Here is a 13,596-nt window from a genome sequence, read left to right on the forward strand (position 1 = left end):
CGCTTACTCCTCCGCGCGACTCGCGGCGAATTGCTGCCTGGCGGCATAGAGAATAGAGCCGGCGGTGTGAAAGGACGTGGTCTCGCAATACGCGGGATCGATCGGCAGATTGGCCGCACGCCGCAGCATCATCGTCGCCAGGGTGCTGTTGGTGGCATACGGAATTATCAGCACGTTCGCGCACGCGTCGCAGCTCTTGGCGCTGATGACGTGCTGATGCTTGAGCTGCCACCCTCGCCAGTTCAGATCGGGTGGGCGTTGCAGCGACGGCCAGTTGACGTTGATCCCGGTGATCTCGCCCAGCCGGTTACTGAGCGCCAGCACCAGGTCCGGCAGCTCACCACTGATCCGATCGGTACGCGGCCACCACGCACCGTCGATCTCCTGGCCCAGGTCAGATGCCAGGCTGAGTCGGATAGGGGTGGCTCGTCGGCGGGCCACCAGAGGATATGTCACGGCGCGGTCGAACAGGTGGGGCGCATCAGGATCGTTCCTTCCCACCGCCGACAACCGAACGGCTCACCGGCAAAGCTACGCCACCGGTCGCCCGGCCCCAACGGCGAGGTGGTCGTGGGCTCGATGCCACCGAACTATGCGTACTGTGGAATTAATGCCGGTTCGGCACGCAAATCCGCAATATGAGCGAGGATAGGTGGCATGGCCATACAGGACTGGCGGGACGCACCCGAGATCCATCCGTCGGAGATCCGGGTAGGTGACGCCATCGGTACGGTGGACGCCGAGCATTCCCGCTACATCGTCAAAATGATCAGCGGCCCCCAATCGGGCCGCAAGCGCTGGACGTTCTTCGGTCGCGACGACCGGGGACAGGACTACGCCAGCACGTTCGGCGAGAACGATTTGGTGCGCAGGTTCGCCAAAGCATCCTGATGGTGTAGGCGCCGACACGATGCCGAAATTCTCGCTGCCCGACGACGCGCCATCCGGGCTGACGTCCCCGGTGACCGCCAAAGTCATGAAGTACGCGTCCAAGGGGCACGTTGCGGTCTTCAAACTCACCAATGGGCACGTCGGCAACAAATGGCGCATCGGCGCCGGCCTCCGCAAGCCCGTGCCGACGCTGCTGCTCGAACATCGGGGCCGCAAGTCGGGCCGCGAATTCACCACGCCGCTGCTGTATCTCGACGACGGCGACGACTTCGTGATCGTGGCGTCGCAGGGCGGTATGCCCAAGAACCCGCAGTGGTACCACAACCTGGTCGCCAACCCCGACACCCGGATCCACGTGAAAGGCCGACGCAATCTCGAGGTCTCGGCCCGCGTCGCCACAGCCGAAGAGCGGGCCGAGCTGTGGCCGCGCTTGGTCGATCTGTACGCCGACTTCGCCAAGTATCAAAGCTGGACAGAGCGGCAGATCCCCGTGGTCATCCTTTCCCCACGTTGACCGTCAACCGGAACAGCGCGCGCTGCAGGGTCGGCAGGATCTCGGTGATGGCGATCTCGCCGGCGGCGAACCGCGCCACCAGGCCATAGGCGAGGTTCGACACGATCGGCGGCAGATCCTCGACCAGCTCGGCGTCGGCGTCGCGCAACACCGCCATGGTGGCCGGGATGACCACGTCAAGGCCACGGTCGACCAGCCGCCGGCCCCCGGGAGCCGAGCGGGCCCGGAAGTACGCCCGAAGCATGTCCGGGTGACGTTCCCACGGCTCGAAAATGGTGCGGAAGACCCGCATGAGCCCGTCGTAGACGGACTCGTCGGGATCATGCGTCTGCGTCGCCAAACCGGCGTACCGGTGCGCGTCCATCCAGCTCTCCAGCGCGGCCAGGATCAGCGCATCCCGGGTCGGAAAGCGCTTGTAGATGGTGGCCAACGACATCCGTGAGCGCTTGGCCACCTCACGCAACTGCACCGCGTCGTAGCCGTCGGACTCCAGGATGCCAACCACGACATCAAGGATGGGGTCACCGACTCGACGATCCTGATCGCCGATCGCCGCTTCGGTGCCGACCACGTGACGAACCCCTTGCCCTCGCCGGGTAACCCAGTTACCGTACCTTCTGTAACAAGGTTACTCGACGAGGAGGGCCATGGCAGGCCGGGTAGCGGGCAAGGTCGCATTCGTCACCGGCGCGGCGCGCGGGCAGGGCCGCAGTCACGCGGTGCGACTGGCGCAAGAGGGCGCCGACATCATCGCCGTCGATGTCTGCCGGGGCTTCGACAACTCCCCCGCGCCGGCGTCCTCGCCCGAAGACCTGGCCGAGACGGCCGACCTCATCAAGGGTCTGGATCGCCGCGTGGTCACCGCCGAGGTCGACGTCCGCGACTACGACGCGCTCAAGGCCGCGGTCGACAGCGGTGTCGAGCAACTCGGCCGGCTCGACATCGTGGTGGCCAACGCCGGCATCGGCACCATCGCTCCACGCCTGGACCGGATGGACGAAGACCTGTGGCAGGAGATGCTCGACGTCAACCTGAGCGGGGTGTGGAAGTCGGTGAAAGCCGCTGTCCCCCATCTGCTTTCGGGTGGTGGCGGTTCCATCGTGCTGACCAGCTCGGTGGCCGGCCTGAAGGCCTACACGCATACGGGGCACTACAACGCCGCCAAGCACGGCGTGGTGGGGCTGATGCGGTCGTTCGCCGTCGAGCTGGGGCCGAAGAACATCCGGGTCAACACCGTGCACCCGACCCACGTGAACACACCATTGTTGATCAACGACATGACTTTTCGGCTGTTCCGCCCCGACCTGGAGAATCCCGGACCAGACGACCTGGCACCCATCTGTCAGACCTTCCACACGTTGCCGATCCCCTGGGTGAACGTAGAAGACATCAGCAACGCCGTATTGTTCCTGGCCTCCGACGAGGCGCGCTACATCACCGGAGTCACGCTTCCCGTGGACGCGGGCAGCTGCCTGAAGTAAGGAAACGTCCCCGCATGACCATCGCCCCCGAGACGGACGTCTACTACGACCCCTACGACGTCAACATCACCGCGGACCCCTACCCCATTTACGCCCGCCTCCGCGACGAGGCTCCGCTCTATTACAACGAGCGCTACAACTTCTGGGCGATCTCCCGGCACGCTGATGTGGAGAAGGCGCTCTCGGACTGGGAAACGTTCTCCAACAGCCGAAGTGACATCCTCGAGCTGATCCAATCCAAGTTCCCGATGCCGCCCGGCGTGATGATGTTCGAGGACCCCCCGACCCACACCATGCTGCGCGGCGTCATGTCGCGCGTCTTCACCCCGCGGCGGATGGCGGCCATCGAGGATCAGATCCGCGCCTACTGCGTGCGTTGTCTGGATCCGCTCGTCGGCTCGGACGGATTCGACATCATCGCCGAACTCGCCTCGATGATGCCGATGCGCGTGATCGGCATGCTGCTGGGCATCCCGGAGGAAGAGCAGATCGGCGTGCGCGACGCCAATGACGCCAACCTGCGCACCAGGCCCGGCACACCGATGAAAGTCGCCGATCCAGAAGCCATCGCCGATGGCCGCATCTACGCCGAGTACGTCGACTGGCGGGCCAAGAACCCCTCCGACGACCTGATGACCTCGCTGCTCAACGTCGAGTTCGAGGACGCCGACGGAGTGACGCGCAAGCTCACCCGCAAAGAGGTGCTGCACTACACGCAGGTGGTCGCCGGGGCGGGCAACGAGACGACGGGACGGCTGATCGGCTGGCTGGCCAAGGTGCTGGCCGAGCACCCCGATCAGCGCCGGGAGATCGTGCAGGATCGGTCGCTGGTGACGCGCGCGGTCGACGAAACGCTGCGCTTCGAGCCGACAGGTCCGCACGTCGGGCGCTACACGATTCGCGACTTCGAGGCCTACGGGACCACGGTGCCGGCCGGCAGCGCGGTGCTGCTGCTCTTCGGGGCGGCTAACCGGGATCCGTTGCGCTACAAGGATCCTGACACCTTCAACATCCATCGCGACAACATCTCGCATCTCACCTTCGGCAAAGGCGTGCACTACTGCCTGGGCGCGAACCTGGCCCGGCTGGAAGGCAGGGTGGCACTCGACGAGCTGCTCAACCGGTGGCCGGAATGGGAAATCGACTACGACAGCCTCAAACTGGCGCCCACCTCGACGGTCCGGGGCTGGGAGCGGCTACGCATCGTGGTGTGACCGGGACGGGAATTAATCACCCGCCGCGGCGGTATAACAACGCATGAAACTCAACGATGCGGCGCGTCAGCTCATCGGAGCAGGTGCCGACGCCACCCTGGTCACCCTCAATCCCGACGGCAGTCCCCAGGTCAGCCTGGTCTGGGTCGCGCTGCAGTCGACGCCGGAAGGTGACGAACTCGTCACCGCGCACCTGGGCGAACACAAGAAGGTGCGCAACGTCCGCAACGATCCGCGGGTGGCGGTGACCATCGTGTCCACCGAAGACCCGGGCAAAGCGATGCGCCCCTACCTGGCCATCAACGGCACCGCTCGAATCGTCGAGGGCGGGGCGCCCGAGTTGCTCAAGGAACTCGCGCAGACCCTGTCCGACCCGAACGTATTCCCCCCGGCCGGCGCGCCGCCCGGTTTCCTCACCCGCATCCGCATCGACAAGGTCGGCGGCATCGGGCCCTGGGCCTAGCCGTCAGTCTTGCGGCCCTTCAACCGCTGCCGGCCTGCGCCGCACCGCGCCCCACAATCCGACACCGATGCCCACCGCGGCACCGCCCAGCCCGATGGCGCGCTGGGCGGGCTTCAGCTGGTCATGCACGCTGAGTCCGCCGAGCAGGTCGGCCGCGTCGGCGCCGCCCGAGGCCAGGAACCAGCCGCGGGTGTTCTTGCCCCGCAGACCCGAGACGGCGAGCAGGCCGCCGATCAGCGCGTCGCGGTAACCCATTGAGCGCAAAAGCAATTGCGCTGTCGCGGTCTGATCGTCGGGATCACCCCACAACTTGTTTGCCTTGATGGGATCCACCAGGAAGGAAATACCGGAGGCAAGCCGGATGCTGCCGGCAATGAGCGCCGCACGATCAATCGACATGGTCGGCAGCTTAGTACCGAGCACTCCGATCTCAATGAGCTTGTTGCGAAAGCGATTTATCCCGTCCCTCCGCTGAGCGGCCGGTCGATAGGATTCCCGCGACACACGAGTAAAAGGAGTCCAGGGATGACGTGGCAGATCGTGCTGTTTGTGCTGGGTTTGATCGTTGCCGGCGTCGCGGCGGTGTCGTGGCGGTTCGCCGGCAGCGACAACGGCCGTGCCCGCGGCAGGCGCGTGGCACTGGGCGCGCTTGCCGCCGCGGTGCTGTTTTTCCTCTTCGGCTGTTTCACGATAGTGGGCACCCGCCAGATCGCGATCCTCACCACCTTCGGCCGGCCCACCGGCGTCAGCCTGAACAACGGCTTCCACGGCAAGTGGCCCTGGCAGATGGCGCACCAGATGGATGGCGCCGTGCAGATCGACAAGTACGTCAAGAACGGCAGCCACGATGAACGCATCATGGTGCGGCTGGGCAATCAATCCACCGCATGGGCCGACGTCAGCATCCGTTGGCAGCTCAAGCAGCACGCCGCCCCGGAGCTTTTCCAGAGCTACAAGACGTTCGACAACGTGCGGGTCAACCTGATCGAGCGCAACCTGTCGGTGGCGCTCAACGAGGTGTTCGCCGCGTTCAACCCGCTGGACCCACGCAACTTGGAGGTGTCGCCGTTGCCGGCGCTGGCCAAGCGGGCCGCCGACATCCTGCGCCAGGACGTCGGTGGGCAGGTCGACATCTTCGACGTCAACGTGCCGACCATCCAGTACGACCAGGGCACCGAGGACAAGATCAACCAGCTCAACCAGCAGCGCGCCCAGACCTCGATCGCGGTGGAGTCCCAGCGCACCGCCGAGGCGCAGGCCAAAGCGAACGAGATCCTGTCCCGCTCGATCAGCAACGACCCCAATGTGGTGGTGCAGAACTGCATCACCGCTGCGATCAACAAGGGAATCAGCCCGTTGGGCTGCTGGCCGGGCACCGCGGCGGTGCCCACCGTGCCGGTGCCCGGGCGTTAGGCATGCCGCTCCCGTTCGCCGACGCGCTGCGCGGCCGCTGGGGCGGACGCAGGCCCAGCCTGGATCTGCTCGAGGAAATCGAAGACCTCGAGACCGAGGCGACCGAAGCGGCCCTGGACACCGTCGACCTACCGGCCGCCGATCCGGCCGTGCTGCTGCAGAAGATGGAGAACCGGCTCGTCCGCAACCAGCTGGCCCATCCCGACGTGCTGGCCCCCGAGGACCTGCGCAGACTGCGCTACATCCTCAACTTCGCCCGGCTCGCCGACTTCGAACCCGGGGCGGCGGGTCCCGGCGGCCGCCGTGGCCGCGGGGACATCTCGGTGGGCGCGGAGGTCGGGCCGTGGCGGTCCCGCGTCGTCGACGCGCTCTACGGGCCGCTGCGCGAGGAAACGGATCCGGTCAAGGCGCTGACAGCCGCGCGCGAGGTGCTGAGGACCCTGACCGACGAGCAGGACGATCAACGATCCGTCCTTATCGAACGCCACCCCAACGATTTCAGCGCCGCCGAGCTCGACGCCGAGGTCGGCTACAAGAAACTGGTGACGATCCTGGGCGGGGGCGGCGGCGCCGGTTTCGTTTATATCGGCGGTGTGCAACGCCTGTTGGAGGCCGGCCAGCTACCCGACTATCTGATCGGCTCCTCGTTCGGCTCGATCTTGGGCAGCCTGGTGGCACGGGAACTGCCGATACCGATCGAGGAGTACGTCGACTGGGCCAAAACGGTGTCCTATCGGGCCATCCTGGGGCCGGAGCGGCTGCGCCGCCGCCACGGCATGGCCGGCCTGTTCACGTTACGGTTCGACGAATTCGCCCACGCGCTGCTCAGCCGCGAGGACGGTGAACGGCTGCGGATGTCGGACCTGGCGATCCCGTTCGACGTCGTCATCGCCGGCGTGCGCCGGCAACCGTACGCAGCGCTGCCCTCCCGGTTCCGCCGTCCCGAACTCGCTGCGTTGCAGGGCCGGTCAGTTCCGTTCCGCCCCATCGGGATTGGCCCGCTGGTCGCGGCGCGCATGTGGCAGGTCTCGGCGTTCATCGACCTACGCGTGGTCAAGCCGGTCGTCGTCACCGGCGACGATCCCGCGCTCGACTTCGACGTCCTGGACGCGGCATCGTTCTCGTCGGCGATCCCCGGCGTGCTGCACCACGAGACCCGCGACCCGCGCATGCTGCCACTGCTCGACGACCTGTGCGCGGAGCGGGACATCGCGGCGCTCGTGGATGGCGGTGCGGCCAGCAATGTCCCGGTCGAACTGGCCTGGAAACGGGTCCGCGACGGCAAGCTCGGTACCCGAAATGCCTGCTACCTGGCGTTCGATTGCTTTCACCCACAATGGGATTCGCGACATCTCTGGCTGGCCCCGATCCTGCAGGCAATTCAGCTGCAGATGCTGCGCAACCTGCCCTACGCCGACCATCTGGTCCGATTCGATCGGACCCTGTCGCCGATCAACCTGGCACCGTCGGCCGCCGCGATCGACCGCGCGTGCCGCTGGGGACGGAACAGCGTCGACAAGGCCATCCCGGTGACGTCGGCACTGTTGCAGCCCACGTGGTGGGAAGGTGACGCCCCCGCGGCACCCAGCACGGAGCCCCAGGAACGCGCGAAGTCGGTGGCCTCGTCGATGAGTTCGGTGATGGCCGCGATCCAGGCGCCCAACAGCCGCTTCGCCCGCTGGCGCGGCCGTCGCCTGACCTGACCGGCGACCGCAGACTACGATGACCCACATGTCCGACCCGGAGGAATCGGGGAACCTGGCGTGGTCGCGCGGTAACGACGTGCCGGCCGTCACGAACATGCCGGCCGAGGCCGACGACCGCCAGCAGGCCGCCGGCGCGCCGGCCGACATCGACCAAACCTGGCTCACCGCCTGGAGCCGCGCCGCCGCGCTGCTGTTGACGTGCCTGGCGCTCGCCATCGTGATCGTGGTGGTCGGCTGGGTGATGGCCACCGACAACAAATCGAACAACGCCTCACAACCGGCCGGCACCACCGCCGCGTCGAGCCGTGCCTCGGCAACCACGACCACCACCGTCTCCTCGACGCCGGACCAGGACAACCGCTACATCGCAGCGCTCAACGAAAAGGGCATCGAATTCGCGAATCCCGACGTGGCCGTACACAACGGGAAAACGGTGTGCCAGAACCTCGATGCCGGCATGACCGTGCAGCAGATAACGGCGCAGTTTCAGCAGGACAGCCCCGATTTCGCTGCTAACGCCAACGATTTCGTCGCGGTGTCCGTCCGCGCCTACTGCACGCAGTACAGCAAGTTGGTCGCCGCCTTCTGATCAGTCGGTGGCCCGCCGGAAGGCGCTGACCAGTTCGGCAAGCGCCCCGGTCGCGTGCTCGGGGTCGCGCGGCAGCCCGCCGCTGAACCGGATGTCGGTCGCTCCGTCGGCGACGAGCTGTGTCGCAGCATCGATGCAGGCGGCGACGTCGATGGAGCGGTCGGAGGCTTTCACCAACGCCGCGGACCCCTGCACCTGCAGACCGCTCGGGTCGCCGCCGGCGTCGGTGATCGCCTTTTTCATGGCCGGCACGGCGCCTTTGAGGTCGCTGATGGCGGGTCCCCATGGGATCCAACGTTTTCCGAATCTGCTCAGTCGTCGTGCCACCGCCGGATTGACCGTTCCGCTGACCCAGATCGGGATACCCCCGGCCTGCACCGGTTTTGGCATTTGGTGAATGCCGTCGAAGGACAATTCCGGGGATTCGTAGGTCGCGCGCTGTTGGGTCCACAACGTCTCGCACACCTCAAGGGTGTGGTCGAGCAGACGCCCGCGCCGCTCGAACGCCAGACCAGCCGCCTCGTACTCCTCGCGTTGCCAGCCGATGCCCACACCCAGGTCCACCCGACCGCCCGACAAGGCATCTAAGGTGGCCAGTTGCTTGGCCAGCACCGCCGGGCGCCGCAGGGCGGCCAATAACACCCCGGTGCCGAGCCGGATGCGTTCGGTGGTGGCAGCCACCGCGGTCAGGAGCACCACGGGTTCCAGCCAGTGCCCGTCCGGGCCGGTCGGCTGGCGTCCTCCCGCGGTTCCACCCAATGCCGGGTCGCTGTAGGCGGCCAGGTTCTCACCGAATACCACGTGGTCGGACACCACCACCCGGTCAACACCGGCCGCATCCATGGCACGCGCGGTATCAAGGGTCGCTTGCCAGTCCGGCTCCGGGTCGTCACTGAAAGTGCGCAGATACAGCGAGAGTTTCGGACGATCCGTCATGGGTCGAGAGTATCGGTCGAGAACGCTCTTACCGCTATCGTGCAGGGAGCGGCGACGGTGCTGCGCCCCCGGATCGAGGCAGGTATTGCAATGGATCTTGGTTTTGCCGGTGCGACAGCGGTGGTCACCGGAGGCAGCAAGGGCATGGGACTGGCCATTGCCGAGAGCCTGGGCGCCGAGGGCGCGTCGGTCGCCATCATGGCCCGTGGCCGGATCGCACTCGACGCTGCCGCCGCAAAGATTCGCTCGGCCGGCGCCCCCGAGGTGCTGGCCGTCGAGGTGGACATGTCCGACGCGCAATCGATCATCGCCGGTTTCGGCGCGGTGGCCGACCGGTGGCCTTCGCTCAATGCGCTGGTCCACACCGTCGGACCGAGTGCCGGATCGTTCGACGATCTCGACGACGCGGGTTGGCATGCGGCGTTCGAGCTGGGCGCGATGTCGGCGGTGCGGTCGATCCGGGCCGCCCTCCCCCAACTGCGCGCGGCCGATTGGGCGCGCATCGTGACGCTGTCCGCCCATTCCATCCAGCGGCAGAGTCCGCACCTGGTGGCCTACACCGCGGCCAAGTCGGCCCTGTCCAGCGTCACCAAGAACCTATCCAAAAGCCTTGGCCCCGAGGGTATTCTGGTGAACTGCGTATGCCCCGGTACGATCGTGACGGCCAGCTTCACCGAGGTGCTCAAGGATACGCTGGCGCTCGACGGCCTGGATTCGTCCGACCCGCACGATGTGATGCGCTGGGTGGAGAAGACCTTCCATCACCCCTGCGATCTCGGCCGGGCCGGACTGCCGGAGGAGATCGCCTCGGTGACAACGTATCTGGCTTCCCGCCGCAACGGATATGTGACCGGCGCGACAGTGAACGTCGACGGCGGGTCCGACTTCATCTAGCCTTTCGAACGGGGCCGACGGCTGCCCGGTTCTCCTTGCGGTAGGCCGAGCTCCGGACCACGAACCAGGTGGCCAGCGGGCGCACCAGACGGATCAGCGGCACCAGCAGGCCGAATTCCCGCCGCATATCCCGCAATTGGTCATCAAGACCGCGCGTCTGGTACTGCAGCAGACGCTGGCTTTCTTCGGTGTCCACCCAGTCGCCGAAGAACCGGGGCGGGGTTGTCTGCACGTAGGCGTCAGCGGGGACGGGGCCGATTCCGATCGCACCCATCAGCGTGTTGGTGAATTCGTAATAAGTGGTCCGGCAACTCTTCCCGCCGGCGATGTACAGGGTCTTCCCGATCGCTTCCGCACATCCCACCGCACGCGCGAATGCCGTTCCCGCGTCGGCGGGATGGAGGAACTCGAATCGCGCGTCGGGACTGAACTCGAACATGATGCTCGGATCCTGGCTCTGCAGGTGGATAGGCGAGGCCGCCGCGAGTCGCAGGATGCTCCACTGCAGACCCGATTGCCGAATTGCCTGCTCGCAGGCCGCCTTCTGCCGGCCGTACTCGTCGGTCGGTGAGACCGGCATGTCCACCCGCAGCGGCGGCTCACGGTCTTGAATCTCGCCGCACACCCCGATGGACGACGCGAAGACCAGACGTTTGGCAGCGGGTGACTCTTCCATGCGCGCGATCAGGTTCCGGGTCGCGTCGAGGTTAACCTTCTGCGCCAAAGCGGGCGACCGTTCCGAGGCGGGCGGAATGACGGCGGCCAGGTGGATCACTGCGTCCACGTCCTGCAACGCCTGCCGCACAGAGTCGTCAGACGTGATGTCGCCCCAGAAGAAGTCCACTCGGGGGGCGAAGGAGGATGCCAGTTTTCGGGCTCGACGCGACGGAAGATCGAACGCGACCACGTCGTGGCCTTCCCGCAGCAGGGCTTCGAGCGTCGAGAGGCCGATATTGCCCAGCGCACCCGTCAACAGCACTCTCATGCTTCAGCCTCGAATCGGTGTCGGTGCGGCGAGTTCGCGCAGCGAACCCAGGAACAGCTCATCCATCCGCGGACTCAGGTCGGCCAGGGTTGGGGCGGTGGCATAGCCGACCGAACCGAAAACCCTTTGCAACGAGCATGTGTCGGCGGTAGGACCGATGGAGAGACACAGGCAGGCGATGCCGTCGGTGCGCAGCTCCGCCAGCGCCTTGGCGGCGTCGGCTTCGGCGTAGCGGCCTTCGTAACCGTCGTCGTACGGGTACCCATCAGAAAGCACGATGAGCAGCCGGTTCGGGGTGCCGGCCTCGGTCTTGAGGATCTCCCCCGCACCCCGGATCCCCGCCCCCAGTCGCGTATAGCCGGATGGCTCAAGCTGATTGAGCCGGGCCCGTCCCACCGCGCCGAATCGTTGTCCGAAGGTCTTGATCGCGGGCAGGTGAACGGCGTGCCTGCCATGGGACCGAAAGGCGTAGACAGCCACGCGATCCCCGAGCTCTTCGAGCGTAGCGGCCATCGTGGCGGCCGCCCTGCGTTGGTGATCGTGGACGGCCAGACCCTCCGAATCGGTGTCGGTGGCAGAACCCGAAGCATCGAGCAGGATCAGGACGCCGAGGTTGCGCTCGAGCTTGCGGCGATCCAGGTATACGTGTTCGGGCGGTGAATAGCCGGAGCGCAAGTCCACGAACAGGTCTGTGAGGGCTTCGACGTCGAGCTCGTCGCCGTCGGGTCGGGCGCGCAATAACTTGGGGCCCAGACCGATCCGGGACAAGCGCCGTCGGAGCACGTCGTCGTGGATGATTCCAGCCTCCGCGAGGTCAGCCGCCGCCGTGAGCGGGAAGGCGATGACCCGACACCACTGGTCCCGGTACCGCCGGCGGTGCACGTCCCATTCCGGATGCCAGGCGCCGCCCACGCCGACGGCAGCACCGGGCTTGCCGTCGTCGGTGAAGTGGATCCGGGTGGGCACCGGCCGGGCCTCGGGACCGGCCGCGCCGGCCCGGCGGACCGCCCGGCTCCGCAATTCCGCACCCGCGGCGCCCTGCCCCGCCGAGCGCGAACGGCCGAACAGTTTGCGGAAGTAATCCGACAGCGCCGGTGAGCCGGAAAGCGGGTTCTCGAACAGTCTCAGGATCTTGCTCGAACCCGACCGATCCCCCTCGTCAGAGTCGTCGTCGGCCTCCGGCACATCCGTTGGCCAAAACTGCAATTGCAGCTCTTGGTCAGTTGCTCTACCGCCGAACGCGGGGGCGGGCGCGAGCAGGCGCGAGGGTCTGATCACCCCGAACCACGGAGGCGGATAGGCGACCTCGGCTCGCCCGCGTGCGACTTCCAGCGACTCGGCCGCCGTCGTCGTGCGTGGACCGGCAACGAAGTTCAGCCCAGCAGCGAGCGGAAGGCGTTGAGCGAGTTGGTCGATCACCCGTTGGCCTTCGACCGACAGATAACGCCGCGCGACCGACGGACGGGTCCGCAACGACTTGACCAAACTGCGGTCCAGGCTTCCCGCGCCCAGCAGTGCACTCTGCACCAGCATCTCGCGGCGCTGGTGCGCTACGCCGCCGCCCGCCGAGACAAAGACGACCTGTCCGTCCGTGTAAGCGGCCTGACCGGCCGGTGCCTGCGCGACATCTACCGACCTGCCCGCGACATGGGTGGCCAATAGCCGGAAGATGTTGGGGTCGAATGCTGTCACGGCTGCGGCAATATGGCATCCACGAGTTCACCGAGCGCGCGCACCACATCCCGGTCGTCGGAGAGGACTTGGACGATCGCCGAGCGGACGGCGCTGCGCAGGCTCAGGCCTTCGGCGACGAGGCCACCGGCCAGGATCAACATCCGGGTGGACGCCACTTCCCGCAGCGGTGAACCATCGAGGTTTCTGATCGCGCTGCCCAGGTTGACCAGCAGACGCGCTGTCTCCCTGGCGATTCCGGCTTCATGGGCGACGACTTCGGTCTCGGCCTCGGCCGGCGGGAACTCGAGCTCGATCGCGATGAAGCGCTGGCGCGTCGATTCCTTGAGATTCTTCAGGACACTCTGATAGCCGGGGTTATAGGAGATGACCAACTGGAATCCGGGGGCCGCGGACAGTGTGGTGCCGAGCCGATCGACCGGCAGCTCGCGACGGTGATCGGCCAACGGATGAATCACGACGGTCGTGTCCTGCCGCGCCTCCACCACCTCGTCCAGATAAAAGATCGCGCCCGTGCGCACCGCCCGGGTCAACGGCCCGTCCACCCAGACCGTCTCACCCCCCTTGAGCAGAAACCGGCCCACCAAATCCGCCGACGTCATGTCCTCGTGCCCGGCAACGGTGATCAGCTCACGCCCGAGGCGGTGAGCCATCGCCTCTACAAAGCGGGTTTTCCCACATCCGGTGGGACCCTTCAACAACACCGGCAAGCCGCGCCGAGCAGCGGCGCCGAACACCTCCACCTCATCACCGATCGGCCGGTAGAACGGGGACCCTGAATCCGCATGCAGCGTCGGCGGGCGACTATCGGTCAACAA

Annotated in this window: 16 protein-coding genes; 9 read left to right on the forward strand and 7 right to left on the reverse strand. The window is 66.5% G+C overall.

The window, feature by feature from the left end; genetic code table 11:
• Positions 1 to 3: 3 nt before the first annotated feature.
• Positions 4 to 456, reverse strand: coding sequence for a DUF5994 family protein (locus A9X01_RS27730; RefSeq protein WP_172832621.1), 453 nt, complete (start codon positions 454 to 456; stop codon positions 4 to 6).
• 201 nt (positions 457 to 657) lie between these two features.
• Between A9X01_RS27730 and A9X01_RS27735 the strand changes: the two genes are divergently transcribed.
• Entirely contained in the window at positions 658 to 891 is a 234-nt protein-coding gene (locus A9X01_RS27735) for a hypothetical protein (protein WP_036353988.1), read from the forward strand.
• A 19-nt stretch (positions 892 to 910) separates the two neighbouring features.
• Positions 911 to 1,405 carry a nitroreductase family deazaflavin-dependent oxidoreductase gene (locus A9X01_RS27740; RefSeq protein WP_065123772.1) on the forward strand — a complete coding sequence of 165 codons (495 nt, stop codon included), beginning with the start codon at positions 911 to 913 and terminating at the stop codon, positions 1,403 to 1,405.
• On the opposite strand, the gene A9X01_RS27745 is transcribed toward A9X01_RS27740, so the two are convergent.
• Positions 1,386 to 1,976 carry a TetR/AcrR family transcriptional regulator gene (locus A9X01_RS27745; protein WP_065123773.1) on the reverse strand — a complete coding sequence of 197 codons (591 nt, stop codon included), beginning with the start codon at positions 1,974 to 1,976 and terminating at the stop codon, positions 1,386 to 1,388. The genes A9X01_RS27740 and A9X01_RS27745 overlap by 20 nt on opposite strands.
• Before the next feature lie 76 nt (positions 1,977 to 2,052).
• Between A9X01_RS27745 and A9X01_RS27750 the strand changes: the two genes are divergently transcribed.
• From A9X01_RS27750 to A9X01_RS27760, 3 genes are read left to right on the forward strand one after another with little or no spacing between them, the layout of a single operon-like run.
• Entirely contained in the window at positions 2,053 to 2,886 is an 834-nt protein-coding gene (locus A9X01_RS27750; protein ID WP_065123774.1) for a mycofactocin-coupled SDR family oxidoreductase, read from the forward strand.
• 14 nt (positions 2,887 to 2,900) lie between these two features.
• Positions 2,901 to 4,100 (forward strand): cytochrome P450, encoded by a 1,200-nt coding sequence (locus A9X01_RS27755; protein WP_065123775.1) that lies wholly within the window; start codon positions 2,901 to 2,903, stop codon positions 4,098 to 4,100.
• A 43-nt stretch (positions 4,101 to 4,143) separates the two neighbouring features.
• Positions 4,144 to 4,563: a PPOX class F420-dependent oxidoreductase gene (locus tag A9X01_RS27760; RefSeq protein WP_065123776.1), complete on the forward strand. Its 420-nt coding sequence runs from the start codon at positions 4,144 to 4,146 to the stop codon at positions 4,561 to 4,563.
• A 3-nt stretch (positions 4,564 to 4,566) separates the two neighbouring features.
• On the opposite strand, the gene A9X01_RS27765 is transcribed toward A9X01_RS27760, so the two are convergent.
• Complete coding sequence (locus tag A9X01_RS27765) at positions 4,567 to 4,962, reverse strand: DUF4267 domain-containing protein (protein ID WP_065123821.1); 396 nt, start codon at positions 4,960 to 4,962, stop codon at positions 4,567 to 4,569.
• 126 nt (positions 4,963 to 5,088) lie between these two features.
• Here A9X01_RS27765 and A9X01_RS27770 point away from each other — a divergent pair, with 126 nt between their 5' ends.
• The 3 genes from A9X01_RS27770 to A9X01_RS27780 are packed head-to-tail and all read left to right on the forward strand — an operon-like array spanning position 5,089 to position 8,271.
• The gene (locus A9X01_RS27770) at positions 5,089 to 5,976 is read left to right on the forward strand and encodes an Rv3090 family protease (protein ID WP_065123777.1); all 888 of its coding nucleotides are present in this window, start codon (positions 5,089 to 5,091) and stop codon (positions 5,974 to 5,976) included.
• A gap of 2 nt (positions 5,977 to 5,978) precedes the next feature.
• Positions 5,979 to 7,679: a patatin-like phospholipase family protein gene (locus A9X01_RS27775; RefSeq protein ID WP_065123778.1), complete on the forward strand. Its 1,701-nt coding sequence runs from the start codon at positions 5,979 to 5,981 to the stop codon at positions 7,677 to 7,679.
• Positions 7,680 to 7,707: 28 nt separating this feature from the next.
• A complete protein-coding gene (locus tag A9X01_RS27780; protein ID WP_172832622.1) occupies positions 7,708 to 8,271 on the forward strand; it encodes a DUF732 domain-containing protein in 564 nt (187 codons plus the stop codon).
• Here A9X01_RS27780 and A9X01_RS27785 read toward each other — a convergent pair whose 3' ends face one another.
• Positions 8,272 to 9,207 carry a TIGR03619 family F420-dependent LLM class oxidoreductase gene (locus tag A9X01_RS27785; protein ID WP_065123780.1) on the reverse strand — a complete coding sequence of 312 codons (936 nt, stop codon included), beginning with the start codon at positions 9,205 to 9,207 and terminating at the stop codon, positions 8,272 to 8,274.
• Between the two features lie 90 nt (positions 9,208 to 9,297).
• On the opposite strand from A9X01_RS27785, the gene A9X01_RS27790 reads away from it, so the two are divergent.
• Positions 9,298 to 10,101, forward strand: a complete 804-nt coding sequence (locus tag A9X01_RS27790) for an SDR family NAD(P)-dependent oxidoreductase (protein WP_065123781.1) — start codon at positions 9,298 to 9,300, stop codon at positions 10,099 to 10,101.
• On the opposite strand, the gene A9X01_RS27795 is transcribed toward A9X01_RS27790, so the two are convergent.
• The 3 genes from A9X01_RS27795 to A9X01_RS27805 are packed head-to-tail and all read right to left on the reverse strand — an operon-like array spanning position 10,094 to position 13,596.
• Positions 10,094 to 11,086, reverse strand: coding sequence for an NAD-dependent epimerase/dehydratase family protein (locus A9X01_RS27795; RefSeq protein WP_065123782.1), 993 nt, complete (start codon positions 11,084 to 11,086; stop codon positions 10,094 to 10,096). The two genes, A9X01_RS27790 and A9X01_RS27795, sit on opposite strands and share 8 nt — an antisense overlap.
• A gap of 3 nt (positions 11,087 to 11,089) precedes the next feature.
• Positions 11,090 to 12,778, reverse strand: a complete 1,689-nt coding sequence (locus A9X01_RS27800) for a nitric oxide reductase activation protein NorD (protein WP_172832623.1) — start codon at positions 12,776 to 12,778, stop codon at positions 11,090 to 11,092.
• Entirely contained in the window at positions 12,775 to 13,596 is an 822-nt protein-coding gene (locus A9X01_RS27805; RefSeq protein ID WP_065123784.1) for a CbbQ/NirQ/NorQ/GpvN family protein, read from the reverse strand. The genes A9X01_RS27800 and A9X01_RS27805 overlap by 4 nt, the downstream gene beginning before the upstream one ends.

This window comes from Mycobacterium asiaticum, assembly GCF_001668675.1.
Taxonomy (GTDB): domain Bacteria; phylum Actinomycetota; class Actinomycetes; order Mycobacteriales; family Mycobacteriaceae; genus Mycobacterium; species Mycobacterium asiaticum_D.